Below are 26,435 nucleotides of genomic sequence, written 5' to 3'. Positions count from 1 at the left end.
CCTGCTAAACGGGGAAGCACTCCCCGCTATTTCCCGGCATCGAAGTGATCTGCGCCACGCGGGCGTCGGGCCCAGGGCCGGACGCCCTCGGGCGCCCCGGCACCGATAACTTGGGGCACGTACCGTCTTTCGCTCCAGACTCGGAGGCTGACCGCCATGGCAACCACCCGCACCGCGAAGACCCACTGGGAGGGCAACCTGCTTGAGGGCAAGGGGACCGTCGCCCTCGAGTCCTCCAAGATCGGCACGTACGACGTGAGCTGGCCGGCCCGCTCGGCCGAGCCCGGCGGCAAGACCAGCCCCGAGGAGCTGATCGCGGCGGCCCACTCGGCGTGCTACTCCATGGCCTTCTCGCACGGCCTGGCCGGCAAGGGCCACACCGTGGAGTCCCTGGACACCAGCGCCGACGTGACGTTCCAGCCCGGCGAGGGCATCACCGGCATCGTGCTGACGGTGCGCGCGACCGTGCCGGGGCTGTCCGAGGAGGAGTTCCAGGCCGCCGCCGAGGACGCCAAGAAGAACTGCCCGGTGAGCAAGGCGCTGGCGGGCGTCGAGAACATCACGCTCAACGCCACGCTGGTCTGAGCGGACGCCGTACGTACCCTGCGGCCCGGCTGCGCGGGCAGCGGGGCCGCGGTCGATCGCCCGGTCGGCGCCTCGGCGCGGACCGGGCGATCGTGTGCCCGCGACTCGTCAGGTCGTGCCCGACGGGTCCGGCGAGGTGGAGTCGTCCGGGCAGGGGGACGCGCCCGGGTCGCCGGGGCTCGGCGAGGGGGATTCGCCGGGATCGGCGGGGCAACTGTCGCCGGGATCCGGGTCGCCGGGGTCGCCCGTGCCGCCGCCGGGGTCGCCGCCCGGGTCGCCGGAGCCGCCCGGGTCGCCGGAGCCGCCGGTCTCGCCCGGGTCGCCGGGGCTGGGGCCCGGATCGCCGCCGCCCGGGTCGCCGCCGGGGTCGCCCGTACCGCCCGGGTCGCCGGAGCCGCCGGAGTCACCCGTACCGCCTGATCCGCCCGTACCGCCCGAGCCCCCGGAACCGCCGGAACCCCCCGAACCGCCGGAACCGCCGGAACCGCCGTCCGAAGGACTCGGCCGCGGCCCGACCACGATCCCGCCGGGACCGTCCGGCTCTCCCGGCGTCTTCCTGCTCCCCTTCTCCGGTACGGAACGGGGGTTGCCCGCGCCGGAGCTGACCGGCAGCACGCCCGTGCCGTCCGGCACCGCGTGCACGCCGGAGCGGTAGAAGCCCAGCCAGGCCAGCACGGTGTTGAGGTAGTCCCGCGAGTAGTTGTAGCTGAGGATCGCCCGGTCCAGGTCGGCCGCCGCCGTCAGGTCACGGTTGCCCGCGCACAGGTAGCGGCCCGCCGCCAGCGTCGCGTCGTAGACGTTGTTCGGGTCGGAGCGCCCGTCGCCGTTGCCGTCCGCGGCCCACCCCGCCCACGTCGACGGGATGAACTGCATCGGCCCCACCGCCCGGTCGTAGCCGGTGTCGCCGTCGTAGCGGCCGCCGTCGGTGTCGGAGATGTTCGCGAAGCCGTTGCCGTCGAGGACCGGCCCCCGGATCGGGGTGAGGGTGGTGCCGTCCGCGTCGACGGCCCCGCCGCGGGCGTGCCCGGACTCCACCTTGCCGATGGCGGCCAGCAGTTCCCACGGCAGCCCGCAGCCGGGGTCGCTGACCGCGAGCCGCCGCTCCGCCTTGCGGTACGCGTCGAGCACGGTCGCCGGGACGCCGGACTGCTGCTCGATCACCGCGGGTGGCGTCGGCTGCGTGCTGACGATCGGGTCCATGCCCTGCAACGGCGGGATCTCGGTGTGGTACTGGCCGTCGCCCGGCGTCCCCGGCGGCAGCACAGGCGCGGTGTCGAGCCGGTCCTCCGCCCCGCCGCCGGCCGCCCGGTCGGGCTCGTCGCCGGGTGCCTGCGAGGCGGTCAGCGCAACCATCGCCGCCGCCGCGAGCGCCGCCGTCGCCACGCTGTGGCGCATCCTGCTGAGTGAAGCCATGGACCTGCCTCCCGGCGGAAGTCGAGGGTTGCGGTTGCCGTGGTCGTGGTGCGCGGTCGTGCTCGCCGTCGTGCCCGGGCCGTCAGCCGAAGGTGTCGATGTTCGAGATCCGCCACCTGCCGTCGTCCTTCACCGCGTCCACCGCGACCATCGCGGCGCCGTACGACGTCTCGTCCGTGTCCGTACGGGTGTTGCGCTGGTCGGCGAAGACCAGCACGCGGGCCGCGCCGCCGTCGGCCAGCTCCACCGCCGAGTCGGTCACGGTGGTGGTGAGGACGAGCTTCTGCGACGGGGCCTGCTCGCGGACATCCGCGAGCATCTGCCGGTGCTGGCCGACGGCCTTGCCGGTGAGGTACGTACGGGCCGCCTTCCGGTTCTCGTCGAGGTCGGTGTAGTCGACGGAGAACACCGCCTCCACCGCCTCGCCGACGCCGCCCTTGACCTCGCTGGTCAGCGGCGCGTCCACGAGCGCGGCGTTGTCGGCCGCGGGATCGTCGCCGCCGCTCGCCTGCACGGCGGCGAAGGCCGCGAAGCAGCCGAGCAGCACGGCGGCGGCGCCCAGCGCCGCGGCAAGCCGCCCGCCGCGCGGGGACGTCGGGGCGGCAGTGTCCCCGGCGCTACGGTCCCGGGCGCCGGGCCACGGCCTGCGGGCCGGCGCCGGGGTCTGCTTCCCCGCGGGCTCCGCAGGCCGGGCCCCGGTCCTGCTCCTGGGCCTCGCCCGTACGGCCGCCGCGGGCTGCCGCCGGGCCGGCTTCTGCGCCTCCTCGGCGGGAGGTGCGGTGCGCCGGCGCCGATTGATCAGGTGGCGGGTGGTCGACATCTGTGCGGTCCTCTCCGGAAGTTCACTGCCCGGCTTCGCCGGCCCGGCCCGAGTCCGAGCCCGATCCCTGGTCGGTGCCCTGCCCTGCGCCCTGGCCGGAACCCTCGCCCGCGTCGCCGCCCGCGGAGTCGCCCGCCGGCGCCTGCCCGAGGGCGCTGAGCTTCCAGCCGTCGCCGGTGCGGGTGACCTCGCCGAGCATCCGGCTCTCCTTCGCCTGCGGCTTCTCCCCGGGCGCGGCGACCGTGATCCGGACCGCGACCAGCACGTCCGCCCGGCCGGCCCGGTCGTCCAGCTCGGTGAGCGCCGCCGACAGCACCTCGGCCGTGGTCACCGTCTCCGCCTTCGCCACCTCCTTCTCGAACCCCTCGCGCCCCTGCTGCAGTTGGGCGAGGAGTTCACCGGTAGCGGACGCCTCCCAGCGGTCCAGGCCCGCGTCGAGATCGCGGTGGTCGAGGGTGTTGAGGTTCGTCACGGCCTGCCGGGCTGCGGCCAGCGCGTCGTCCCGGGAGGCGGCGAAGTCCGCCGCGTCGTCGTGCGCGGCCGCGTACCAGGAGGTGCCGGCCCACGCCGCGAGCACCGCTGCCAGCGCCGCCGCCACGAGGGCCAGCGTCAGCAGGGGGTTCTTCCTCAGGCTCACGTCGATCCGCCCTTCGCTAGCGGGACTTCAGGTCGGTGATGCGCCACTGCCCGTCCTGCCGCTCGGCGGTCACGGAGAGCTGCGCGCCGGCGCTCGTCGGGTCCTTGCCCTTGCGTTCGGTGATCTGGTCGAGGAGGACCAGCAGCGTGGCGTCGTCGCCGTCGAGCCGGATCACCCCGGCGCGTACGACGTGGGTGGTCAGCGTCAGCTCCTGGTCGACGACCCGCTGCCGGATCTGGCCGAAGAGCTGCCGGTACTGTTCGCGGGCGGGCCCGGCGAGGAGTTCGTCGGCGTCCCGCGCGGTGACGCCGGGGTCTTCCGGCGCGTACGAGAACACCTTGCCGAGGGCGTTGCTGACGTCGCCGGCGACGGCGGCGGTACCGGAGGAGTCGGTGAGCGCCCGGTTGGCCAGCGCGTCGTCGCCGTTGAAGCGGGCGGCCTGGACGAGGAGTCCGGTGCCGGCGAGGATCAGCGCGGCCAGCGCCGCGACGCCGGCGGCCCGCCATCGGCGCCGGGCGGCGGCGGATCCCGTACGGCCCTCACCCCCGGACTCGCCGGACTCGGCTTCGGCGGCTTCGGCTTCGGCGGGTTCCGCCGGCTCCCGCTCGCGCGCGTCGACGGCCACGCCCGCCGTGCCGTCGCTGTCGCCGTCCCGGCTCATGAATCGCTCCCCTCCACCGTGATCGCGGTGAGCGACGCGATCTTCCAGCCGTCCCCCGTCCGCTCCAGGCCCGCCTCGAACCGCTTGCGGTCCTCACGCTCCCCGTCCGCCCCGCCGCTCGTCTCCACCCGCACCGTGGCCAGGGCCTTCGCCGTGCCCGCGCGCATGTCCAGCTCGGTGACCGCGGCCTCCGTGACCGTGGCACGGGCCGTGACGCCCGCGCGGTCGAAGGCGTCGGCGCTCGCGGCCCGCGACCGGCGCAGGTCCTCGTGCAGCGGGCCGGTGGTGGCGTCCTGCCAGCGGGCCAGGCCCGCGTCGGGGTCGGCCGCGTCGATGCTGTTGAGCGTCCCGATGTGCTCCTGGCCAGCGGCCAGCACGCGGTCGCGCTCGCGGCCGAAGTCCAGGTCGTCGCGGGTCGCGGCGGCGGCGTAGCGCCAGGCGGAGAAGCCGGCGAAGGCGAGGACCAGCGCGACGGCGAGTGCGGCGACGCACGTCCGCCGCCGCGGGGCGCTGCGGACGTACGGGAGTCGGGTGCTCATCGCGCCTCCTTCAGGCCGAGCAGCCCGGCCATGTCGGTGGGCCCGTCGCCGACCGCGGGCAGCCCGAGCGCGCCGGGCAGGGCTCCGGGCGCGGCGCGGGTGCCGGGCCGGTCGTCGGCGAGTCCCGAGCCGGGCCTGGCGGGCTCGGGCACCCCGCCGCCGCCCGGGGAGTGCGCGGAGCCGCGGACGTTGACGCCGCTCGACGCCGGGGCGGTGCAGCGGGCGGCGGTGTTGAAGCCCGCCGGGCTGGTCTTGAGGCCGTTGCGGTACGCCGTGGAGCCGTACCCCTGGGTGCAGGGCAGCGGGTCGAAGAAGCTGAGCGCCATGCCGAAGCGGGCGCCGTCGGAGGTGATGGCGGTGGAGCCGGCGGCGGCCACCTGCGGCAGTTGGACGAGCAGTTGCTCCAGGCCGTCCTGCCGGGTGACCGCGATCTCCGAGGTGGTCAGCAGGTTGGCGAGCAGGATGCTCAGGCTCGGGTCGAGGTCGCGCAGCAGCCCGGTGACCTGGCTCGCGGCGCCGGGGCCCGCCTCGACGACGCGGCGCAGGTCGCCGTCGGAGCGCTTGAGCTGCTCGGTCAGCTCCTCGGCGCCCTTCGCGAACTCCCGGAGCGCCTCGCCGGAGTCGTTCTGCGTCTGCAGCACGGTCTCGCCGTCGATCATGAGCCGGGTGCTGTACGGCAGCGCCGCGTCGGCGGCCCGGATGAACTCGCTGCCGGTGTCGAGGAGCCGCTGGAGGTTGTCGCCCTGCCCGGCGAGGGCGTCGCCGAGTTCGTCCACGACGGTACGCAGCTCGCCGGTGTCGACGGAGGTGGCGAAGGAGTCGACGCTGGAGAGGAGGTTGGTGACGGGCGCGGGCGTCGCGGTGTGCTGGCGGCCGACGACGGCGCCGTCCGCGAGGTACGGGCCGGAGTCGGCGGCGGGCTTGAGGTCGATGTACTGCTCGCCCACGGCGGAGTAGTTGGCGACGTCGGCCGACAGGTCGGTGGGGATCGGCGGGGCCGAGTCGCGGATCTGCAGCTCGGCCTCGACGCCCGTGCCGGTCAGCTCGATCGACCCGACGCGCCCGACCGACACCCCGCGGTAGGTGACCTCCGCGTGCGGGAACAGCCCGCCGGTCTCGGCGAGTTCGACGCGCACCGTGTAGTAGTCGCGCATGCCGACGTAGCGGCCGAGGTCGGCGTAGCGCACGCCGACGTAGCCGATGACGAGCACCGCGACGAGGGCGAAGACGATGTTCTTGACGATGACGGACCTGGTGATCACCGGCCCTCACCCCCGGGCGACTCGCTGCCGGACGCCGGCGGCGACTCCGGCTCCGTAGCGGACGGGCTGCCCGGCGGCGACCCCGACGGCGTGCCGGCGCCGTCGGCCGGGCCGCCGCCGGGAGAGGCGGACCCCCTATCCCCGGACCCCGTGTCGCCCGGCGCCGGATCGCCCGGGTCCGGGGACTGCGACGGGTCGGCGCCCGGCGTCGGTCCTACGGACGGGAGCGGCAGCGGCAGCGCCAGGGCGGTGCCGGGCGGGGCGGAGCGCGGGTCGACGGTGGTGCTCGGCCCGGTGGCGCCGGGGACGGACTCCTCGGTCAGCGGCGGGATCAGCTCCGTGCCGCGGGGGGCGGTGACGCCGAGGTAGATGTTGAGGTAGTCGCCCTTGACGCCGCGCAGCACCTCGTCGGTGAAGGGGTACGTGAGCAGCACCTCCAGCGAGGCGGGCAGCGCCTGCCCGGCGTCGGCGAGGTTCTTCAGCACCTTCCCCAGGGCCCTGAGGTCGGCGATCATGTCCTCTTTGCTCGCGTCGATGGTCTCCACCGCGACGTCGGAGAGCCGGTCCAGCGACCGCAGCATGGTGACCAGCGCGCCGCGCTGTTCCTCCAGCACCTTCATGCCGGGGCTGAGGTCGTCGAGGATGACGCCGATCTCCGTCTTGCGGGTGGCGAGGGTGGCGGACAGCCGGTTGACGCTGTCGAGCGCGTCGGTGATGCCGTCCTTGTTGTCGTCGAGGCTCTTCATCAGGGTGTCGACGCGCTTGAGCATGGAGCGGACCTGCGGCTCGTTGCCCTGGAGCGCGTTGTTCAGCTCCCGGCTGATGGTGCGCAGTTGCTCGATGCCACCGCCGTTGAGGAGCATCGACAGGGCGCCGAAGACCTCCTCGACCTCCGGGTTGCGGTTGGTGCGCGCGAGCGGGATGTCGGTCTTGGAGTCGTCGGGGAGGATCGCCGTGGTGACGTCCCCGGGGGCGGTGCCGAGGTCGCCCGTCTGCTGCGCGTCGGCCTGCTTCTCCTGGGGCGGGGCGATCAACTGGACGTATTTCTCGCCCAGCAGGCTCGATTGCTCGATCCGGGCGTACGCGTCGGCCGGCAGCCGCACGTCGCCGTTGACCTTCATGGTGACCACGGCGGTCCACCGGTCGTCGGCGACCTCGATGCCGGTGACCCGGCCGACGGCCACGTCGTTGACCCGCACCGAGGACTGCGGCACGAGGCTCAGCACGTCCTCGAACTCCGCCGTGACCTCGTACGGATGGCTGCCGAGGTCGGCGCCGCCGGGCAGCGGCAGGTCCTGGATGCCGGTGAACTCGACGTCCGCGGACTCGTAGACCTTCATCACCACCAGCGGCGAGGCGATGACGAGCGCGGCGGCCACGACCCCGGCGACCGTCTTGACGTGCCAGTTCATCGCCCGCCTCCCTGTTCCGGCGTGCCGTAGACGTCGCCGACCGCGGGCAGCGGCAGCCCGGGCAGTTCCTCCTGCCGCTCCGCGGGCGCCGGTACGAGCCCTTCGCGGCCGGTGGCGCGGCCGCCGCCGTCGTCCGCCAGGCCGGCGTCGGGCGGGCCGCCCATGCTCAGCTCGTTGAGGTTGCCGCGGCCGTCGATGGTGCGCTTGCCGGGGTTGTACGCGCGCAGCAGGTTGTCGGTGGCCAGGGGTGCGCTGTCCAGCGCCTCGGCGAGCGAGGCGCGGTTGTCCACGAGGATGCGGGTCAGCCCGGCGAGCTTGTCGACGTTGGTCCTGAGCCGGCCGCGGTTGTCCTTGATGAACCCCTGCACCCTGCCGAGCGCCTTGCCCAGCTCCTCCAGCGCCGCGGCCAGTTCGTCCTTGTCCTCGGCGAGGAAGGTGCCGACGTCGGCAAGCTGCTGCTCGGCGTCGCGGACCTGCCGGTCGTTCTTCTTCAGCATCGTGGTGAAGGACTGCAGGTTCTCGATCGTGCCGAAGAGGTCGCCGCTGCGGCCGGAGAGCGTCTGGGTGGCGTCGCCGAAGCGGTCGATGCTGTCGCCGATCTCCTTGCCGTTGCCCTCCAGATTGCGGGCGCCGGTTTCGAGCAGCTTGCTCAGCTCCCCGGTGGCGTTGGCGCCGTCGGGGCCGAGGGCGTCGCTGAGGTCGGTGAGGGAGGCGTACAGCTCGTCGATCTCCACCGGGGTCGCGGTGCGCTCGACGGGGATCTCGTCGCCGTCGGCGAGTTCGGGCCCGCCGGAGTAGGCGGGGCTGAGCTGCACATAGCGGCCGGAGACCACGCTCGGCGCGATGACCGCCGCCTGCACGTCGGCGGGCGCCTGCACGCCGTGGTCCAGGGTCAGCTCGACGCGCACCCGGTCGCCCTCGGGCTCGACGGAGTCGACGGTGCCGGCCTTGACGCCCAGGATGCGCAGGTCCGAGCCGTCGTAGAGGCCGACTCCGGAGTCGAAGTAGGCGGTGACCGCCTTGCCGTCGGGGCCCGTCAGCGCCCGTACGCCCCAGGTGCCCGCCGCCAGCAGCAGCACCGCGGTCACCAGCAGCGCGACCGGTCTGCGGTCCCGCAGCCGGCCGGCGGCCGCGCGCAGCCGCCGCACCGCTTGCGTTGCCGGACGTGCCATCATCGGCCCCCCTTCGGCTTGGGCGGCTGACACCCGCGGTCCGGCACGACGTCCGGCGCGTACTCCCGCGGAACGAGCCCGCAGAGGTAGCTGTCGAACCAGCGGCCGCTGCCGAGGGTGTTGCCGACGAGCCGGTAGTACGGGCCGGCCGTGGCCAGCGCCTTGTCGAGGTTCTTCTCGTTGGCCTGGAGCACGCCGGTGACCCGGTCGAGGGCGTCGAGCGTCGGGCCGATCTGCTCCTCGTTGTCCTCCACCAGCCCGTCCAGCTCCTTCGCCAGGTCGCGGGTGCCGGTGAAGAGGGCGTGGATCGCGTCGCGCCGGCTGCGTACCTCGGCGAGCAGGTCGTTGCCGTCCTTCAGCAGCGTCTCGAACGTGTCGTTCTGGTCCTTCAGCGTCTTGGTGATCTCGTCGCTGCCGGACAGCAGCCGGGCCAGCTCGGCGTCCCGGGAGGAGATCGTCTGCGACAGGTCCGCCAGCCCGTTCGCCGCCTTGCGCACGTTCGGCGGGGTGTCCTCGAAGGTCTCCGAGATCACCTCGAAGCTCTCCGCAAGCGCCGTGGTGTCCAGTTCGCCGACGGTGGACGACAGGTCCTGGAACGCCTGCGTCACGTCGTACGGGGACGTGGTGCGCTCGACCGGGATCGGCTGGTCGGCGTCCTGCCGGACGCTGCCCAGCGGATCCACGGCCAGGTACTTCTCGCCGAGCAGCGTCTCGATGGCGATCGCGGCGGTGGACCGGTCGCCGATCCAGGCGTCGCGCACCGTGAAGTCGACCGCGACCCTGGGTCCGTCGAGCCCGACCTCGTCGACCTCGCCCACCTTCACGCCCGCCACCCGCACCTCGTCGCCGGAGCGCAGCCCGGCGGCCTCGGAGAAGTGGGCCGTATAGGAGGTGCCGCCGCCGACGCCGGGCAGCGCGTCGGCGCGGTACGCCGCGAGCCCGCCGAGGGCGAGGACGAGCAGCCCCACCAGCGCCACGGCGATGGGGTTGCGTTCGCGTACGGGCTTCAGCCCGGGCACTCTCATCGCTCACACCTCGGCGGCTGGACCGAGATCCCGGTCGGCGGCTCGCTGCCGTCGGACATGCTCACGCCCGTCACCCGCGCCTCGCAGAGATAGAGGTTGAACCAGGAGCCGTACGAGGCGAGCCGCCCCAGCGTGGCCATCTTCACCGGCGTCTGTTCGAGGAACTCCTCCACCAGCGGCACGTTCTCCGACAGCCGCTCGGCGACCCGCCCGACCTGGTGGATGTCCTCCTTCAGCGGGGCGCGGCCGTCGCGTACGAGATCGGCGGTGGTGGCCGTCAGGTCGCCCATGGCGTCGACGGCGCGGAAGAGCGGCTCGCGGTCGTCGGAGAAGCCGGACACCAGGTCCTGGAGGGTCACCAGCAGGTCGTTGAACTCCTTCTCGCGGGTGTTGACGGTCTCCACCACCTCGGTGAGGTTGTCGATGACCTCGCCGATCACCTGGTCCTTGGCGGCCAGCGTGCTGGTCAGCGAGCCGACCGTCTCGACGAGGCTGTCGACCGTCCCGCCCTGGCCCTGGAGCACCTGGACGATCTCGTTCGCGAGCTTGTTGGTGTCCCGCGGCGACAGCCCCTGGAACAGCGGCTGGAAGCCGTTGAACAGCTCGGTGAGGTCGAGCGCGGGCCGGGTGCGCTCCAGCGGGATCGTGCCGCCGGGCGCGAGCGACCGCCCGACGGGGCCCTCGCCCTGCTCCAGGTCGATGTAGCGCTGGCCGACCATGTTGAGGTACTTCACGGAGGCGTTGACGGAGGCGGGCAGCGCACGCCCTTCGCGTACGGTGAACTCCACCCGCGCGTACCGCCGTCCGCTCAGCTCGATGGACTCCACCTCGCCCACCTTCACGCCCGCCACCCGCACGCTGTCGCCCTCGACCAGGCCGGCCACGTCGGTGAACCGGGCGCTGTAGCCGTCGGTGGGGCCGACGCCGGTGTTGGCGATGGAGAAGGCGAGCGCGGTGGTGGCGAGCGCGGTGACCGCGACGAAGACGAGGGACTTGATCAGGGGTCCCGCGAGGCTTCTTCTGTTCACTTCAGCCGCACCTCCGTGCCGCGGAAGACGGGTCCGGCGAGCACGCTCGACCAGTCGGGCAGGCCGGCGGGCGGGCGCTCCATGCCGGCCGCGAGGAGTTCGTTGACGAGCTGGTTCTCCGCCGGGGAGTTGGGCAGCCCGAGGGCCTTCTCGTCGGTGGCGAGCTCGGTGGCGAGGGTCTTCGCGGACTGCGGCCGGCCGGCGGCGGTGCCGCTCCTGGCGGGCGCGCCGGTGTACGGGACGCCGTAGCACCGCGGGCCGCCGCCGGCGTCGAACCGCGGGGCGTCCCGGCCGGGCACGTACTTGCCGCGGGCGGGCAGCACCTCGACGTCGACGTGCAGTCCCGGCTTGTCGGTGCCCTTGCCGAGCGCCTTGTCCATGACCGGCACGAAGTCGGCGAGGGTACGCAGCGTGCAGGGGAACGACGGCGCGTACTCGGCGATCTTCTCCACCGTGGGCCGGCCGTCGGCGGACAACCGGATGATGTTCTCCCGGTTCTGCTCCAGGAAGGTGTCCAGGTCCTGCGACGTGGTCGTCAGCGTGCCGTACAGCCCGCCCAGGTCCTGGGCCTTCTCGGCGATGGTGCCGCTCGTCGTCGTCGCGTCCTGCAGCGCCTTGATCAGGTCGGGGACGGTGTCCGCGTACAGGTGGCCGAACTCGACCAGTTCGCGGATGTCGCGGTTGAGCGTGGGCAGGTGCGGGTTGAGCTTCCGCAGGTGCTCGTCCAGCTCGACGAGGGTGTCGCCGAGCTTCTTGCCGCGGCCGTCGAGCGCGTCGGCCATGGCGGTGAGCGTGGCGGAGAGCTTCGACGGCTTCACGGCGGTGAGCAGGGGCATCACGTTGTCGAGCACCTGCTCCAGCTCGACGGCGTTCTCGCTGCGGTCCTGCGGGATGACGCTGCCCGCCGCCAGCGTCTCGCCGGCCGTGCCGCCGTCCGCGGGCGGAACCAGGGAGACGAACCGCTCGCCGAAGAGCGTGGTGGGCAGCATCTGCGCGGACACGTCGGCGGGGATCCGGTCCAGCTGCCCGGGGTTGAGCGCAAGGGTCAGCCGGGAGGTCCGCCCGCCGTCCGCCGCGGAGATCTCCCGCACCTCGCCGACGACGACGCCCCGCATCTTCACCTCGGCGTACGGGTGCATCTCGTTGCCGACGCTGCCGGTCTCGACCGTGACGGTCGCGGTGTCGGTGAACTCCTTGTTGTAGACAGCCACCGACAGCCACACGAGCAGCGCCATCACCAGCAGGAACACCAGCCCCGCGGTCCTGCGTCCCGTCGTCTCCAGGCTGCTCATCCGGACACCTTCACCGTGGTGGTGGTGCCCCAGATCGCCAGGCTCAGGAAGAAGTCGGTGACGGCGATGAGCACGATCGCGGTACGGACCGAGCGCCCCACGGCGACGCCGACCCCGGCGGGTCCTCCGGTGGCGCGGAAGCCGTAGTAGCAGTGCGCGAGGATCACCATCACGCTGAAGATCAGCACTTTCATGAACGACAGGAGCACGTCGGCCGGGGAGAGGAAGAGGTTGAAGTAGTGGTCGTACGTGCCGGCGGCCTGCCCGTTGTAGAGGACCGTCACGGCGCGCGAGGCGAGGTACGAGCTGAGCAGCCCGATCCCGTAGAGCGGGATGATGGCCACCACCCCGGCGATGATGCGCGTGGTGACGAGGTACGGCATGGAGCGCACCCCCATGCCCTCCAGCGCGTCGACCTCCTCGTTGATCCGCATCGCGCCGAGCTGGGCGGTGAAGCCGGCGCCGACGGTCGCGGACAGCGCGAGGCCGGCGACGAGCGGGGCGATCTCGCGGGTGTTGAAGTAGGCGGAGACGAAGCCGGTGAAGGCGGCGGTGCCGATCTGGTTGAGGGCCGCGTAGCCCTGGAGGCCGACGACCGTGCCGGTGAACAGGGTCATCGCGAACATCACGCCGATCGTGCCGCCGATGACGCCGAGGCCGCCGCTGCCGAAGGCGACCTCGGCGAGCAGCCGCTGCACCTCCTTGAGGTAGCGGCGGGCGGCCCGCGGGGTCCACAGCAGGGCGCGTACGTAGAAGACGAGCTGGTCGCCTGCCTGGTCGAGCCAGGAGAGCGGGCGGTCGAGGAGCCGTCCTGCGCGCAGCCGCCGGGGGCCCTGCTCGTACTCCCCCGCCGTGCCGTCCTTCTGGGCCAGGGCCATCGCTCAGCCTCCCTTCGGGGGGACGACCTGCAGGTAGATCGACGTCAGGATGGTGTTGACGAAGAACAGCAGCAGGAAGGTGATGACGACGGACTGGTTGACCGCGTCGCCCACGCCCTTCGGGCCGCCGCGGGGGTTGAGGCCGCGGTAGGCGGCGACGATGCCGGCGATGAACCCGAAGATCAGCGCCTTGATCTCGCTGATGTAGAGGTCCGGGAGCTGCGCGAGGGCGGAGAAGCTGGAGAGGTACGCGCCGGGGGTGCCGCCCTGGAGGATGACGTTGAAGAAGTAGCCGCCGAGCGTGCCGACCACCGAGACCAGCCCGTTGAGCAGCACCGCGACGCCCATCGTGGCCAGCACCCTGGGCACCACGAGCCGCTGGACCGGCGAGACTCCCATGACCTCCATCGCGTCCAGCTCCTCGCGGATCTTCCGGGAGCCGAGGTCGGCGCAGATCGCCGAGCCGCCGGCGCCGGAGATCAGCAGCGCCACGATGAGCGGTGACGCCTGCTGGATGACCGCGAGCACGCTGGCGCCGCCGGTGAAGGACTGGGCGCCGAACTGCTGGGTGAGCGAGCCGACCTGGAGGGCGATGACCGCGCCGAACGGGATCGACACCAGGGCCGCGGGCAGGATCGTCACGCTGGCGATGAACCAGAACTGCTCGACGAACTCCCGCAACTGGAACGGCCGCTTGAACGACAGCCGGGCGACGGACAGCGCCAGCGCGAAGAGCTTCCCGGTCTCGCGCAGCGCACCCGCACCGGGTACGGACCAGGCGGGGCGCGGCGGCGCCGGCTGCCCGGCGGCCTCCGGATGCTCGCCGGGGTCCGGGTCCTGCGGCTCCGGCGAAGGGGGTACCGGCGGCAGGGTCGTGGTCATGGCCGCTCCTCCGGGGGCGCGGGCATGGTCAGCGTCTTCGCGTGGGCGACCGAGCCGCCGATGCCGGCGAGGATGGCCTGGCGGGCGGCGGTCGGCAGTTGCGTCAGCATGCCCAGCACCCGCTCGCGGTGCCGGTCCACCGCCTGCCGCGGCGGCATTCCGGCCGACGGCTCCAACTGCGGCACGATCTCGCGCGGGCCCGTACCGGAGGCGCCGTCGGGGTCGAAGCCCTCGGCGGCGAGCGTGGCCGCGTCCTTCTCTTCCGACATGCCGATGGGGCCGAGCCTGCTGCCGCTGAGGAACTGCGAGACGACCGGCTCCTCGCTGGTGAGCAGCACCTCGCGGGGCCCGAAGGTGACGAGGTTGCGGCGGAAGAGCATGCCGATGTTGTCGGGGACGGTGGAGGCGATGTCGATGTTGTGCGTGACGATCAGCATCGTCGCGTCGATCTGCGCGTTGACGTCGATGAGCAGTTGCGAGATGAACGCCGTACGCACCGGGTCGAGACCGGAGTCCGGCTCGTCGCACAGCACGATCTCGGGGTCCAGGACGAGCGCGCGGGCCAGCCCCGCCCGCTTGCGCATGCCGCCGGATATCTCGCCCGGCAGCTTGCCCTCGGCGCCGCCGAGGCCGACGAGGTCCATCCGCTCCATGACGATGCGGCGGATCTCGGACTCCTTCTTGCGGGTGTGCTCGCGCAGCGGGAAGGCGACGTTGTCGAAGAGGCTCATCGAGCCGAAGAGGGCGCCGTCCTGGAACATCAGCCCGAACTTCTTGCGCGCCTCGAAGACGTCGCGCTCGCGGCTGTTCACCATGTCGACGCCGTCGACCAGCACCTGCCCCTCCTCGGGCTTGAGCAGGCCGATGAGCGACTTCAGGAACACGGTCTTGCCGGTGCCGGACGGGCCCAGCATCACGCTGACCTCGCCGGCCGGCAGCGTCAGCGTGACGTCGCGCCAGATGTTCTGGCGGCCGAAGGACTTCGTCAGGCCGTCCACGACGACTTCGATTCCCATCACAGCCCCCTGGCGGGTGCGCAGCGCCGGCCGTGTACACCGCGGCCGGTCCCGTCAACTCCGGTGCGGGCACAGCACAGCACGGCCGGCGCCCCGGTGCCCCCGCCGCAAACGACGACTGGCATCCGGTGACAATCCCGGGCGGCGCATTTGTCTCCGAGTGAGCAAAGAGGAGCGGGCCGGGCCCGGCTTCTGCGCGACGCGTGTTCTGCCGTGCACATGCGTGCATCACTCCATGAGCAGTCCTGCAGCAGCCGGTGCGGCCTCTGCGCCTACGGGATCCACGCCGGCGGCGGACCCGACTTCTTCGGTGCGGCCTTGCTGGGGGACGGGCTGCACGAGCACCTGCGGGGGGAGACGCTACGCACGGGTAACCGGGGAATCAATAGCCGTGGCAGGGAAAGTCACCGACTCCTTACCAGCGGGTACTTTCTTGTCGTCCGCTGAGCAATCGGACCCGCCGGATTGTCACCGCCTGACAATCCGGGGACCGCCGGGAACGGCCGCGTGCGTACCGCCGTTCCTCATCGCGTGACAACGAAATCAGCCAGGGCAAAAAGAAGGCTCCGACGCGCACGACGCGCGGGAGCGGGCCCGCGCCGCGGGCCGGCACCGCCCTGACCAGCACGGTCCGGCGGCCGGCCGACGGCGTGCGGCTCCGGCCGCCCGTAGGCTCAACCGCCTGCCCGGCCGCGGGAGTTCCGGATTTGTCAGCGACTGCGCGCCCGGCAAGCACCCGATTGTCACGGCGTGACAATGATTTGACAGAAACGACTCAGCCGCGGGGCTTCTTGGATAGTTTCCCGGCGAAGGTGTTGTGCCCTCTTGCGGATGTGGCTACGGTACCCGTCAGTAGCTGAGATGTCGGCATATTCAGGCGGGCCGGCCTGCGTAATTGACGCCGGCAAACGCTCGGAGCCCACGAGCACGGTGTAGGTATTCATTGTGCCCCCCAACCACGGTGCGCTGATTCTCGGCTCGGCACTGCCATCCTGTCCTGCAAACTCGACGAATGCGAGGACGAGAATGAGCAAGATCCGCAAGTTCGCCGTAGGAGCGGCCGTTGCGGTCAGCTCCATCGCCATGGCGGCCGGTCCCGCCGCTGCCGACCCCTCCACCGTGTGGACGGTCGGCCCCGGCAGCCCGCAGGCATTCAACGCCGTTTCGAGTTCCACGAAGCTCGAACTCAACGGCATCCTGCTCACCTGTACGAACTCCACGGCCTCGGGCACCCTGTCCAGCAAGACGGGCAACCCCGCAGCCGTCGGCAATATAAGCGCCGTCGCCTTCAACAACTGCACGACCCCCTTCGGCCCCCTCACCGTCGACCCGGTCGAGCCCTGGTCGCTGAACGCCGCCGACTACAGCGCCGGGGTGACGCAGGGGAGCGTCGGCAACGTCACCGCCAAGCTTGCCGTCCTGGCGTGCACCTTCGACGTCGTGGGCAAGGCGTCCGGGAACTACAGCAACGCCACCGGGAAGCTGACGGTCGACAGCGTGGTCGGCGACCTCACGGTCCAGAACTCCGTGAACTGCGGTGCGATCGCCAAGAACGGCGACCAGCCGAGCTTCGACTCGGTGTACGACGTCACGATCCCGGGCGGCGGCAAGCCGACCATCGTCGGGTCCAACCCGCCCGCGTGACGACCCGCTAGTGCACCACGCCTGACGTGAAGCTGCCCGGCCTCTCGCGACGGCCGGGCAGCCCGGGCATGTCTCAGCAGCCGGCGTCCCGCCCAGGTCCGGAAGGGATCGAGCAAGTCGTGACCGAGAGCGACGCGGCGAAGAGCCGCAGACCGCGCATCACCCCGCGCGCCGGCGCGGTGGTCGCCGCCCTGCTCCTGGCCGGGGCGATCCCGGCCGAGAGCGCCGCGGCGGGAACCCAGCCGGTCGACACGGAGATCCCTTACACCTGCCGATTCCCTTCCGGCGGGCAGGACGTCGCGGTTCGGGCCGTCGCCGAACTCCCCGACCGGGTGGACACCGGCGAGGAGATCCAGCCGCAGGAGGTGGCCGTCGAGATCCGGCTCCCGGAGTCCGCGCTCGCCGACATCTCCGCGAGCAGGCCCGGCGCCCTGAGCGCACAGGTGTCGCTCGACACCGCCGTCGCCCAGGGCCAGGACACGGCGGTGGCGGAGTGGACGGCCGCGACCGAGGGAGACGTCCCGGTTCCGGACGCGGGTGACGTCACACTCCCGGCGCCGGGCCTGGCGCCGTCGATGACGACGCAGACGCCGGGCGACCTGACCGTCGCGGCCGGCGACCTGGCCATGGACCTCACCGCGAGCCCGCCCGCCGAGGGCGGGGAAGCAGCGGCCGAGCGGCTGTCCGTGGCCTGCTCTCCCGCGGAGGGCGCGGAGTTGCTGCTCGCGAGCATTGCCGTCACCGGCCCCGACGACGGGGAGAGCCCGCCGGCCGGCAGCCCGCCCGGAGAGGGGAATCCGGACGACGACCCGGACGACCCGCGCGACGGCGGGGGCACGGTCACGCCGGAGAACGAGGCGGGCGAGCCGGTATCCCCGCGGGCGCCCGCGGACCCGCGGGAAGACGCGCCGCCCTGCCCCTCGGACGTCACCGACGTGCAGTCGCTGTCCGCGTACATCACCGGGTTCTCGAACGTCAGAAAGCTGAACGGCGCGGCCCGACTCCCGTTGATGTGCGGCCTTTTCCTGCAGTACGAGCCGACCATCGACATCCAGTTCCCGTGGGCCTACATTCACGGCACCGGTGACGGCGAGCTGATGTACAAGGGCCGCCCTCAGTCGCCCCCGGTGAAGGCCACCTTCCTCACCTTCGGCTTCATGCCGACGACCGCCACCATGGTGCTCGAACAGAAAGGGCCGATGCGGGTCGTCGCCGACTCGAAGACCCACATTTTCGACGTCACGCAGGGCGAGGCCACCGCCGTCATCAGGATCTCCCTGGTGATCCGCATCACCGATGTACGGGTCAACGGAACGCCCCTGGACGTCGGACCGAACTGCCGCACCGCAGGGCCGCTCTATTCCAAGGACCCCGATCCGGCGCAGGACACCAAGGACCACATGGTGCTCTCCGGGTTCACCTTCCGAAACCCGGACGGCAGTTTCGACGGATACACGCTCGGCGCGGGCGGCACCCTGCCCGGAAACGTCACCATCCCGCGCTTCGAGGGCTGCGGTGCGGAGGAAGACCTCGACCCGCTGTTCACCGCCTCGGTGTCCGGGCCGGACAACCTGCTCAAGCAGACGCAGGGAGGGGCCTGCTCCTGGCGGACCCCCGAAGCAAACGGCGGCTGCACCGAGGAGTTCTCCCCCCGGGACGTCCCCCAGGCCGAACGCTGAGTTCTCCCAGCTCTTCCGGCCTCCGGCAACCGGGGGCCGGTACCTCACAGGTCACCATCCAACTGCCCAGGTGCCCATGCCCGGTTGTGCGGACGACCCTTTCCCATGACCGCGATCACGGAGTGGGCCCGACCGGAAAGGGAAGCATGAAAGCAGTCAGAAACGGGGTAAAGGCTTCGCTGCTGTGCGCGCTTACGGCCTTCACCGCCTTCTTCTCCATGGGAATGTCCACGGCGAACGCCGCCTCGGCCACCGAGCTGAACGGTTCCTGGGGGCCCTTCACCCGCTGTCCGGTCGACGACCCCAGGATGCTGGCCGCCGACGGCGAGGACTTCGTCGCCCAGTGCGTGTCCTCGGCTTCGGCCAGCGGCGCCATCAAGCTCGGCAACTCCGAGGTGACGGCCGGTAAGGCGAACCTGCAGTTCGGGCTGGTCCAGAACACCGCGGCGGGCACCTTCGAGGTCATACCGCCCAAGGTCGGCGCGCTCGTCGCCGATCCGGCCACCGTGCCGGGCGGGCTGCTCGGGCTGATGTGCCCGAGCGACATCCCGGTGGTCAGCCAGATCTGCGACTCGATCACCAACTCCGACCTCAACCGCATCACGGCGACGATGGAGTCCGCCGGCTCCCCGTCGAACTTCGACCTGCTGGCGGGCGCGACCACGGGCAAGCCGATCGTGACCCTGCCGGTACGGATCCACCTGGAGAACCCGCTGCTGGCCGATTCGTGCTACATCGGATCCGCCTCGAAGCCGGTCGTCCTCCACCCGGCGAACCTCACCCAGCCGTCCTTCGGCGCGACCCGCTTCGACAGCGACGGCACCCCCAACCCCGCACCGGACGCGGCGATGACCAGGGTCGAGCTGCCGGGCGCCGACCAGGGCGACTCCGCGTTCTCCGTACCGGGCGCGACGGGCTGCGGCCTGCTCGGCCTCATCGACCTGGCCGTGAACCTGAAGACCGGACTCCCGTCGGCCTCGGGCAACAACGACCTCGTCCTGAACGACGCCTCGACCTACATGGCGGCCCTCACGGCCCCGGGCCTCATCACGCCCGACAACGGCAAGCTGCTGTCCGAGTACTGGCACTCCGCGGTGCGCTGAACGCGCTGCCCGCGTGAGGTGGCCGGCCACCCCCGGGTGGCCGGCCACCGCCGTGTGTCAGGCGCCGCGGGCGCGCCGCTCGTGCCGGCCGGCGGTCCCGCTCACCCGCTCTCGATCAGGGCGCTCACATCCACCATGGTGCCGTCGGGTTCCCAGCGGACCGCGCGCGGGGTGTCGTCCCCGGCGACGGACTCGCCGACGACGACTCCGTCGTCGTTGACCCCCGTCGCGCGGCTGGTGGCATCGCCGGGCAGGGTGCCGAGGTCGACGACGGTCCCGTCCTCGTCCCAGCGCACCGCGTGCACCCGGCCGTCCGGGCGCTCGGCACTGCCGACGACGACCCCGGAGGCGTCGATCCCGCGGGCCTCGCTCCGTGCCCCGCCCAGCCCGTCGAGTTCGGTGAAGGATCCGTCCGCATCCCACCGCACCCGCCGTCCCGGAGAAGCCGGCGGCCACACCGGCGTCGTTGACCGCCGTGGCGCCGCCCGCCATGGCCTCGGGGAGGATCCCCAGGTCCACGGCCCTCGCGGCACCCGGCCAACGTGCCGCATGCATCGTTTCCTTCACCGTGAGGGCGTAGCCGACGACGTGTCCGGCGTCATAACGCCGCCGAGAAGAACGCGCGTCGGTATTCCATTGCACGACCAACCCCTCCCGCACGCCGCACGGACAATGAAGTTACGCGCCGGTAACGGAGCGGTGCAATGGGCCTGCGCGGAAATCGTCATCCCTTGTCACCACGCAAGTGTTCCCCCCTCGGCTTTTGTCGCCCAGTGCGCAATCGCGCGCGTTCCACTCCCCTACGGCCGCCCCACCCCGCATGCTTGGCGGCACACGCGCGGCCCCACCCCGTCTCACCGCCCGTCTCATCGCACCACCCGCAAGCGGAGCCCCGCCGATCGGGCTCCGCCCCGGGGTGGGAGGAGTCATGCAGATGCCAGACGCAGGACCCGCCGCCGGACTCGTCGAGCCGCCCGAGCCGCTGCCGCCGGAGTTCGCCGCGATCATGCGACCGGAACTGCCCAGCCTCGTCGAGGAAATCGCGGTGGAGATCAGAAGGGCCATCCCCGAATACGACCAGTTGCTGGAAGGCCCGTACGGGGAGGTATTGCAGCAGGGCGTCGAGCAGAATCTCGCCGCGTTCGTCGAGCAGGTGGCCAACCCGAAATCACCGACAGGCCGCAGGGACGAAATGTGCCGGCGGCTGGGCAGGTTCGAGGCGTACGAGGGCCGCAGCTTCCAGTACCTGCGCTCGGCCCTGCGCATCGGCGCGCGGGTGGCGCTGCGGCGCGCCAAGACGGTCGGTACCCGCTACAACATCTCGCCCACGCTCATGGCGATGTTCGCCGACGCCGTCTTCGCGCACGTCGACGCGACCGAGGAACTGTGCCGCGAGGGCTACCGGGAGGCGCAGTCGGGGCCCGAGGACGCCGGGGCGCGGCGGCGGCGGCTGCTGCGGCTGCTGCTCTCCGGCGGCGCGCTGCCCCTGGCCCACCCCGCGGTCACCGAACTCGCCGACGGCGCCGGCTGGCCGCTGCCGGACGTGGCGACGCCCGTCGCACTGACCGCCGACCGCCGCCCGGACCCCGAGCCGCTCCACCCCGACGTACTGGTCGAACTCGCCGATCCGCAGCCCCACCTCCTCGTGCCGGGGCCCCTCACCGAGGAGCGCCACGCCATGCTGGCCGCGGCGCTGGCCGGCTGCCGGGCCGCCCTCGGCGTGACGGTGCCGCTCGCCAGGTCCGCGGACTCGCTGCGCTGGGCCCGGCAGGCGCTGGCGCACGCGGAGACCGGCATCGTCCGCGACGGGCCGGTGTTCGCGTGCGACGACCACCTGGTGACCCTGTGGCTCATGGCCGATCCGCCGCTGGCCGAGGAACTGGCGCGGCGGCAGTTGGCGCCGCTCGCCGGCCACACGCCGGTGCGCAGGGAGCGGCTGGTCGACACGTTGCGGGTCTGGCTGACGACCCGCGGCACGGCGGCGCGGATGGCGCGGCTGCTGCACGTCCACCCGCAGACCGTGCGCTACCGGCTGCGCAGCCTCCACCAGCTCTTCGGTGCGCAGTTGGACGACCACGACGAGCGGTTCGCGGTGGAGGTCGCGGTACGGACGCTGCATCTGCGGCAGCGCGGCGACGGCGGCTGAGCGCCCCCGGGCGCGCGGCCCGTACGCGGCCGTACGCAACCCGTGCGCGGCCCGTACGCGACCGCTGCGCGGCCCGCGCGGCGGCGGCGAACTATCACCCGCGTACAAAAGATGCGTACAAGCGCTTGCCCGGTGAGTAGTGCCGCATCCACTCTGTGTGGGCTACACGTTCCTCGCGGTACCGAACATGCCACGCAACACCGCGGTCACCGGTGCGCTGCAGGCCGGGCGCCCGCGGATCCTCATCCGAACAGTGAGCTGCCGGCACCACCGTGCGGCAGGGCACCTGACTTGCACACCCCCCACCGGGTCGGTGTCCCCCTGCCTCGCCGGCGGCGTGAGGGGTAGACCTATGCCGTCCGAAGTGCAGGCAGTCGCACTGGCCGAGCCGCCCGAGCCGCTGCCGCGGGAGCTGGCCGCGCTGATCCGGCCTGAGTTACCGAGCCTCTACCGGGAGATCGTCGCGGCGATCCGCGGTGCGGTGCCCGAGTACGGGCTCCAGATGGGCGAGGCGTACGACCGGGCCCTGCGGCTCGGCGTCCGGCAGTCGCTGAACACCTTCACCGACCGGGTCGCGACGCCCCGCAAACGCGCCGTGCACCTGGCCGAGGTGCACCGAAGACTCGGCCGGTTCGAGGCGCAGGAGGGCCGCAGCCTCGACGCCCTCCAGTCCGCGTACCGCATCGGCGGCCGGGTCGCGTGGCGGCGCGCGATGGTCGTGGGCGAGCGCAACCACCTCGCCTCGCACGTGATGAACGCCTTCGCCGACGCCCTGCTCGCCTACATCGACGAGCTGTCGGAGCTGGCCAGGGAGGGCTACCTCCAGGCGGAGGCCGACTCGGCGGAGCGGCTGAAGAGCCTGCGCAGGCGGCTGCTGCGGACGCTGGTCGCCGAGCCGCCCGTACCGCGCCACACCGTGGAGGACATCGCCGCGCAGGCCCGCTGGCAGTTGCCGGACGAGGTGACGCCGGCCGCGCTGATGCCGGCGGAGCGGCTCACGTCGCTGACCGGGCTGCCCGAGGACGTACTGGCGGACACCGCGGGCCCGCACCCGTACCTGCTCATCCCCGGCCCCTTCGACGACGAGCGGCGCGAGGCGCTGGACGTCGCGCTGGGGCCGATCGGGGTGGCCATCGGCCTCACCGTGCCGCTGCACAGGACCGCGGACTCGCTGCGCTGGGCGCGGCAGGCCCTCGGCATGGTCGAGTCGGGCGCGATCCGCGCCCCTTCCCCGGTACGGGTCGAGGACCACCTGCTCACCCTCTGGCTGCTCACGGACCCCGCCCTGGTGGAGCAGATGGCGGGCCGCCAGCTCCAGCCGCTGGCCGCCGTGACGACCGGCCGGCGCGAGCGGCTGGTGGAGACCCTGCGGGTGTGGCTGACCACGCGCGGCACCGCGGGGCGTATCGCCGAGCAACTGCACGTCCACCCGCAGACCGTGCGCTACCGGATGCGGACCCTCGGCCAGCACTTCGGCTCCCAGCTCACCGAGCCGGACCGGCGCTTCGCCCTGGAGGCGACGCTGCGCGCGCTCTGGCTGCGCGACCAGGCGGACCTGCCGTCGACGGGCCCGATCACGGGCCGTACGGGACGTACCGAGCGCACGGAGCGCACGGAACGCACCGAGCCGCCGGGCTGACGACCGGCGCCGGCGGGACCGGGCGGGGCGACGGGGGTCGCCCGCGCTCAGTCGGCCTTGGGGATGTCGAACATGCTCGTCAGCTTCAGCGCGAGCGCCACGTCTCCGCTGACCTTCAGCTTCCGCGTCATGAACAGCTTGACGGGCCCCGCGTTCCCGGACGTCACGTTCAGGAACTCCTCGTCGCCCATGTCCAGCGTCACCCGCGGCTTCGCCTCGCCCTGCCCCTCGCGCACCGAGCAGGCGCCGCCCGAGACGGTCACGTCGTACACCACCTCGGTCACGCCCGCGATCCGCCAGCGGATGACCGCCTCCAGCTCCCCGGCCCTGTCCGGCCGGAACTGCTGCTCCATCCGCCGGAAGACCTCCCCGACGACCCGCGCGCGCAGCGCCTCGTCCCGGGCCAGCTCCTCGATCTCCCGCGAGGAGAGCCCCCTGACGATGCGCGCGTACTCCTCGGGGGACACCGCGGCGAAGTCCAGGCCCTCAAGACCCTGCGTGTCGTCGGTCATCCGCACACCCATCTTCCTTACCGAATAGTAGACTTACTCGATAGTCAAATATAGGAGGCGGCAGAGTACGCTCGCAACCGTGACCGAAAAGCGCAGGCGGCGGCTTCCCCGGCAGGTGCGGGAGCAGCAGATCATCGACGTGGCCGTACGGGTCTTCTCCAAGCGCGGCTACCACGCCGCCTCGGTGGACGAGATAGCCGTGCTGGCCGGGATATCCAAGCCGATGGTCTACCTCTATCTGGAGTCCAAGGAAGGGCTCTTCATCGCCTGCCTGCGGCGCGAGGCGGAGCGGCTGGTGGCCGCGTTCCAGGGGGCGGCCGAGGGGGTGCTGACGCCGGAGCTGCGGCTGCGGGCGGGGCTGCGGGCGTTCTTCTCGTTCGTCTCCGAGCACCGCGACGGCTGGGTCGTACTGCACCGGCACGCCGCCGAGTTGAGCGAGGCCATCGCCGCGGAGTCGGCGCGCGCGCGGCGGGCGGTGATGGCGGAGGTCACCGCGCTGGTACGGGCCGGGATCGAGGAGAACGGCGGGCCCGCCCGGCTCGGGGACGAGGACGCCGAGTTCGTCGCGCACACCATCGTGGGCGCGGCCGACGCGCTGACGGACTGGATGGCCGAGCACCCCGCCGAGTCGCCGGAGGGCATGACACGGCGGCTGATGAACATGATCTGGGTGGGCATGCGCAACGTGCTCGACGGCGAAACCTGGGCGCCACCGCCGCCGCCGGAGCCGTCAGCCGCCCAGGGGTGAGACAGCGCCCCGCAGGTGCGCGCGGTCGCCGTCCGCGCCGCGCACGTCGAACGCCCAGCCGCCCACGGCCTGTTCCGGGTGCTCCGTCCCCTCCCTCCGTTCCGCGCGGAAGCGCACCGCCGCCGGCAGCAGGACCGGCGCGCGGAACGACACGTCCACCGCGTACGCCCCGGGCAGTTCCGCCGCCAGCGCCGCCAGGCAGTGCGCCTTGGCCCACATCCCGTGCGCGATCGCGCGCCGGAAGCCGAACGGCCGGGCGGTCAGCGGGTGCAGGTGGATGGGGTTGCGGTCGCCGGAGGCGGCGGCGTACGAGCGGCCCAGCGAGCCCGGCAGCCTCCAGCTCTCCTCCCGTGCCGCGGCGGTGAGTTCAGGCGTCCCGGGTGCCTCGCCCGTGCCGGTGCCCGGCCCGCGGCTCAGGTACGTGCTCGTCGAGCGCCACACCGTCTCGCCGCGCAGGCGCGCGTGCGCGGCCACCGGGAACGCGGTGCCCTTCGGGTGCGGCTGCGCGCGGCCGGTCGCGACGACGTACGTCAGCCGCTCGCCGGCGTCGACGGGGCGCAGGTGCTCGACCCGGTTGGCGAGATGGACGAGACCGAGGAGCGGGAAGGGGAAGTCGCGTGCGGCCATGAGGGACATGGCGAGCGGAAAGGCGACGACGTGCGGGTACGTGGCCGGAAGCCGGCCGTCGTCGGGGAAGCCGCAGACGGCGGCGTAGCGGCGGAGGCGGGCGGGGTCGGGGCGTACTTCGCGGAGGATCAGGCGGCGCTGGGGGACGGCGGGCAGCCCGGCACCGGCTTCCGCCCCGGCCTCCGCGGCGGTTCTGGCTCCGGACGCGGCGGCTCCGGGGCCTCCGTCGCCTCCCGCCCCCGTCCCGTGCGCCCTCCCCCGCCGCTTCGGCACCACCGCCCGCCCGTACAGCGGCAGCAGTCGCGGTGCTCTGTCCAGCTCCCGTGTCTCCATCTCACGCCCCCAGCAGCGCCTGGCCGCACACCCGCAGCACCTGTCCCGTCACGGCTCCGCTGCCCGGCGCCGCGAAGTACGACACCGCCTCCGCCACATCCACCGGCAGCCCGCCCTGCTTCAGGGTGTTCATGCGGCGGCCCGCCTCGCGGATCACCAGCGGGACCGCCGCCGTCATCCGCGTCTCGATGAACCCGGGCGCCACCGCGTTGACCGTCACGCCGCGTGCCGCCGCCCCGGGCGCCGTGGCCTGGACGTAGCCGATGAGGCCCGCCTTGCTCGCCGCGTAGTTGGTCTGGCCGACGTTCCCCGCGATGCCGCTGATCGACGAGGTGCAGACGATCCGGCCGTCCGCGCGCAGCAGCCCGTCGCCGAGGAGGCGGGCGGTGAGGGTCTCGACGGCGGTGAGGTTGACCCCGATGACCGCTTCCCACTGGCCGGCGCTCATCCGGCCCAGGGTCTTGTCGCGGGTGATGCCCGCGTTGTGCACGACGACGTCGACGCCGCCGTGGTGTTCGCCGAGGTACGCGGCGAGCCGGTCCCCCGCGTCCGCCGCCGTGATGTCCGACTCCAGCACCCCGCCGCCGGCCCGGGCCGCCACCGCCGCCAGCTCCGCGCCCTGCGCGGCGACGTCCAGGCACACCACCCGCGCCCCGTCCCGGTGCAGCGTCTCCGCGACCACCGCGCCGATCCCCCGCGACGCGCCCGTGACCAGCGCGGTCTTCCCGGCCAGCGGCCGCGCCCAATCGGCCGTCCCCGGCACCGGCGCCGTGCCCGTGACGCGCAGCGCCTGCCCCGAGACGTACGCCGAGCGCGCCGACAGCGCGAAGCGCAGCGTCGACTCCACGCCGCCCTCCGCGCCCGGCGCGACCAGCAGCAGATGCGCCGTCGAGCCGTCCCGGAGCTCCTTGCCCACCGACCTGACGAACCCCTCAAGCGCCCGCTGCGCCACCGCTTCCCCCGACCCCGCGGCGGCCTCCGGCGGGGTGCCGACGACCACGACGCGGCCGCAGGGGGCGAGTTCGCGGATCCGGGGGTGGAGGAAGTCGTAGAGCGCGCGCAGCCCGGCGGAGGTGCCGATGCCGGTGGCGTCGAAGACCAGCGCCCCGGCCCGTACCGACGACTCGTCCGCGGCCTCCGCCACCTCCGCGCCCACCGCGTCCAGCAGTGCGCGCAGCGTCTTGTGCATCCGGCCGCCGGCCGCGCCGCCGAGCACGACGGGGCCGCGGGCGACGGGCTGCCCCGGCCGGTACCGCTCCAGGCGCGCGGGCCGCGGGAGGCCGAGCCGCTTGGCGACGAAGGCCCCGGCTCCGCGGCTCGTGAATTTCCGGTAGCGATCGGCCATTGGCAATCTCCTTACGCCTGAGTAAGTTTACTGCGGA

At 72.8% G+C, this 26,435-nt stretch carries 24 protein-coding genes and 1 pseudogene; 7 read left to right on the top strand and 18 right to left on the bottom strand.

All coding sequences use genetic code 11. The features are described 5' to 3' along the window. Positions 1-156: 156 nt before the first annotated feature. The gene (locus tag CXR04_RS22250; protein ID WP_101424071.1) at positions 157-585 is read left to right on the top strand and encodes an OsmC family protein; all 429 of its coding nucleotides are present in this window, start codon (positions 157-159) and stop codon (positions 583-585) included. A gap of 108 nt (positions 586-693) precedes the next feature. Here the strand turns inward: CXR04_RS22250 and CXR04_RS22245 are convergent, their stop codons facing one another. From CXR04_RS22245 to CXR04_RS22180, 14 genes and pseudogenes are all read right to left on the bottom strand, one after another. Continuing rightward, positions 694-1,998: a lytic murein transglycosylase gene (locus CXR04_RS22245; RefSeq protein WP_442802396.1), complete on the bottom strand. Its 1,305-nt coding sequence runs from the start codon at positions 1,996-1,998 to the stop codon at positions 694-696. Between the two features lie 82 nt (positions 1,999-2,080). Then, entirely contained in the window at positions 2,081-2,818 is a 738-nt protein-coding gene (locus tag CXR04_RS22240; RefSeq protein WP_101424069.1) for a hypothetical protein, read from the bottom strand. Between the two features lie 118 nt (positions 2,819-2,936). Then, a pseudogene (locus CXR04_RS22235) lies at positions 2,937-3,461 on the bottom strand (hypothetical protein); the annotation flags it as partial. Between the two features lie 10 nt (positions 3,462-3,471). Then, positions 3,472-4,116 (bottom strand): nuclear transport factor 2 family protein, encoded by a 645-nt coding sequence (locus CXR04_RS22230; RefSeq protein ID WP_101424067.1) that lies wholly within the window; start codon positions 4,114-4,116, stop codon positions 3,472-3,474. Then, positions 4,113-4,655, bottom strand: a complete 543-nt coding sequence (locus tag CXR04_RS22225) for a hypothetical protein (RefSeq protein WP_101424066.1) — start codon at positions 4,653-4,655, stop codon at positions 4,113-4,115. Before CXR04_RS22225 ends, CXR04_RS22230 begins: the two co-directional genes overlap by 4 nt. Then, on the bottom strand, positions 4,652-5,917 hold the full coding sequence (locus CXR04_RS22220; protein ID WP_101424065.1) for an MCE family protein: 1,266 nt from the start codon (positions 5,915-5,917) through the stop codon (positions 4,652-4,654). The genes CXR04_RS22225 and CXR04_RS22220 overlap by 4 nt, the downstream gene beginning before the upstream one ends. Next, positions 5,914-7,329, bottom strand: coding sequence for an MCE family protein (locus tag CXR04_RS22215; protein ID WP_101424064.1), 1,416 nt, complete (start codon positions 7,327-7,329; stop codon positions 5,914-5,916). Before CXR04_RS22215 ends, CXR04_RS22220 begins: the two co-directional genes overlap by 4 nt. Continuing rightward, on the bottom strand, positions 7,326-8,501 hold the full coding sequence (locus CXR04_RS22210; protein ID WP_101424063.1) for an MCE family protein: 1,176 nt from the start codon (positions 8,499-8,501) through the stop codon (positions 7,326-7,328). The genes CXR04_RS22215 and CXR04_RS22210 overlap by 4 nt, the downstream gene beginning before the upstream one ends. Then, positions 8,501-9,526: an MCE family protein gene (locus tag CXR04_RS22205; protein WP_101424062.1), complete on the bottom strand. Its 1,026-nt coding sequence runs from the start codon at positions 9,524-9,526 to the stop codon at positions 8,501-8,503. Before CXR04_RS22205 ends, CXR04_RS22210 begins: the two co-directional genes overlap by 1 nt. Continuing rightward, on the bottom strand, positions 9,523-10,554 hold the full coding sequence (locus tag CXR04_RS22200; protein WP_101424061.1) for an MCE family protein: 1,032 nt from the start codon (positions 10,552-10,554) through the stop codon (positions 9,523-9,525). The genes CXR04_RS22205 and CXR04_RS22200 overlap by 4 nt, the downstream gene beginning before the upstream one ends. Continuing rightward, complete coding sequence (locus CXR04_RS22195; protein WP_101424060.1) at positions 10,551-11,846, bottom strand: MCE family protein; 1,296 nt, start codon at positions 11,844-11,846, stop codon at positions 10,551-10,553. The genes CXR04_RS22200 and CXR04_RS22195 overlap by 4 nt, the downstream gene beginning before the upstream one ends. Next, positions 11,843-12,724 carry an MlaE family ABC transporter permease gene (locus tag CXR04_RS22190; RefSeq protein ID WP_234380406.1) on the bottom strand — a complete coding sequence of 294 codons (882 nt, stop codon included), beginning with the start codon at positions 12,722-12,724 and terminating at the stop codon, positions 11,843-11,845. The genes CXR04_RS22195 and CXR04_RS22190 overlap by 4 nt, the downstream gene beginning before the upstream one ends. A 3-nt stretch (positions 12,725-12,727) precedes the next feature. Continuing rightward, a complete protein-coding gene (locus CXR04_RS22185; RefSeq protein ID WP_199850509.1) occupies positions 12,728-13,606 on the bottom strand; it encodes an MlaE family ABC transporter permease in 879 nt (292 codons plus the stop codon). After that, positions 13,603-14,622, bottom strand: a complete 1,020-nt coding sequence (locus tag CXR04_RS22180) for an ABC transporter ATP-binding protein (RefSeq protein WP_101426529.1) — start codon at positions 14,620-14,622, stop codon at positions 13,603-13,605. Before CXR04_RS22180 ends, CXR04_RS22185 begins: the two co-directional genes overlap by 4 nt. A 1,026-nt stretch (positions 14,623-15,648) precedes the next feature. Between CXR04_RS22180 and CXR04_RS22175 the strand changes: the two genes are divergently transcribed. The 3 genes from CXR04_RS22175 (at position 15,649) to CXR04_RS22165 (ending at position 19,048) form a co-directional block, all read left to right on the top strand. Then, a complete protein-coding gene (locus CXR04_RS22175) occupies positions 15,649-16,266 on the top strand; it encodes a hypothetical protein (RefSeq protein WP_101424059.1) in 618 nt (205 codons plus the stop codon). A gap of 119 nt (positions 16,267-16,385) precedes the next feature. Beyond that, positions 16,386-17,945 carry a DUF6801 domain-containing protein gene (locus CXR04_RS22170; protein WP_101424058.1) on the top strand — a complete coding sequence of 520 codons (1,560 nt, stop codon included), beginning with the start codon at positions 16,386-16,388 and terminating at the stop codon, positions 17,943-17,945. A gap of 146 nt (positions 17,946-18,091) precedes the next feature. Continuing rightward, positions 18,092-19,048 (top strand): hypothetical protein, encoded by a 957-nt coding sequence (locus tag CXR04_RS22165; RefSeq protein ID WP_101424057.1) that lies wholly within the window; start codon positions 18,092-18,094, stop codon positions 19,046-19,048. A gap of 101 nt (positions 19,049-19,149) precedes the next feature. On the opposite strand, the gene CXR04_RS22160 is transcribed toward CXR04_RS22165, so the two are convergent. Beyond that, on the bottom strand, positions 19,150-19,476 hold the full coding sequence (locus tag CXR04_RS22160; protein ID WP_159072377.1) for a hypothetical protein: 327 nt from the start codon (positions 19,474-19,476) through the stop codon (positions 19,150-19,152). 506 nt (positions 19,477-19,982) lie between these two features. On the opposite strand from CXR04_RS22160, the gene CXR04_RS22155 reads away from it, so the two are divergent. After that, complete coding sequence (locus CXR04_RS22155; protein WP_101426528.1) at positions 19,983-21,194, top strand: helix-turn-helix domain-containing protein; 1,212 nt, start codon at positions 19,983-19,985, stop codon at positions 21,192-21,194. Between the two features lie 352 nt (positions 21,195-21,546). Further along, positions 21,547-22,833 carry a helix-turn-helix domain-containing protein gene (locus tag CXR04_RS22150; RefSeq protein ID WP_199850508.1) on the top strand — a complete coding sequence of 429 codons (1,287 nt, stop codon included), beginning with the start codon at positions 21,547-21,549 and terminating at the stop codon, positions 22,831-22,833. Positions 22,834-22,880: 47 nt separating this feature from the next. Here the strand turns inward: CXR04_RS22150 and CXR04_RS22145 are convergent, their stop codons facing one another. Next, complete coding sequence (locus CXR04_RS22145; RefSeq protein WP_101424055.1) at positions 22,881-23,345, bottom strand: SCP2 sterol-binding domain-containing protein; 465 nt, start codon at positions 23,343-23,345, stop codon at positions 22,881-22,883. 79 nt (positions 23,346-23,424) lie between these two features. Here CXR04_RS22145 and CXR04_RS22140 point away from each other — a divergent pair, with 79 nt between their 5' ends. After that, positions 23,425-24,093 (top strand): TetR/AcrR family transcriptional regulator, encoded by a 669-nt coding sequence (locus CXR04_RS22140; protein WP_101424054.1) that lies wholly within the window; start codon positions 23,425-23,427, stop codon positions 24,091-24,093. Here the strand turns inward: CXR04_RS22140 and CXR04_RS22135 are convergent. Both CXR04_RS22135 and CXR04_RS22130 read right to left on the bottom strand, forming a co-directional pair. Then, complete coding sequence (locus CXR04_RS22135; protein ID WP_234380405.1) at positions 24,076-25,053, bottom strand: MaoC family dehydratase; 978 nt, start codon at positions 25,051-25,053, stop codon at positions 24,076-24,078. The two genes, CXR04_RS22140 and CXR04_RS22135, sit on opposite strands and share 18 nt — an antisense overlap. 1 nt (position 25,054) lies before the next feature. Then, positions 25,055-26,398, bottom strand: coding sequence for a 3-oxoacyl-ACP reductase (locus CXR04_RS22130; protein ID WP_101424053.1), 1,344 nt, complete (start codon positions 26,396-26,398; stop codon positions 25,055-25,057). Positions 26,399-26,435: the final 37 nt, after the last annotated feature.

This window comes from Streptomyces sp. CMB-StM0423, from assembly GCF_002847285.1.
Lineage (GTDB): Bacteria > Actinomycetota > Actinomycetes > Streptomycetales > Streptomycetaceae > Streptomyces.
Note: the sequence above shows the minus strand (reverse complement) of the source record. Positions and strands in the feature narration are given on the sequence as shown.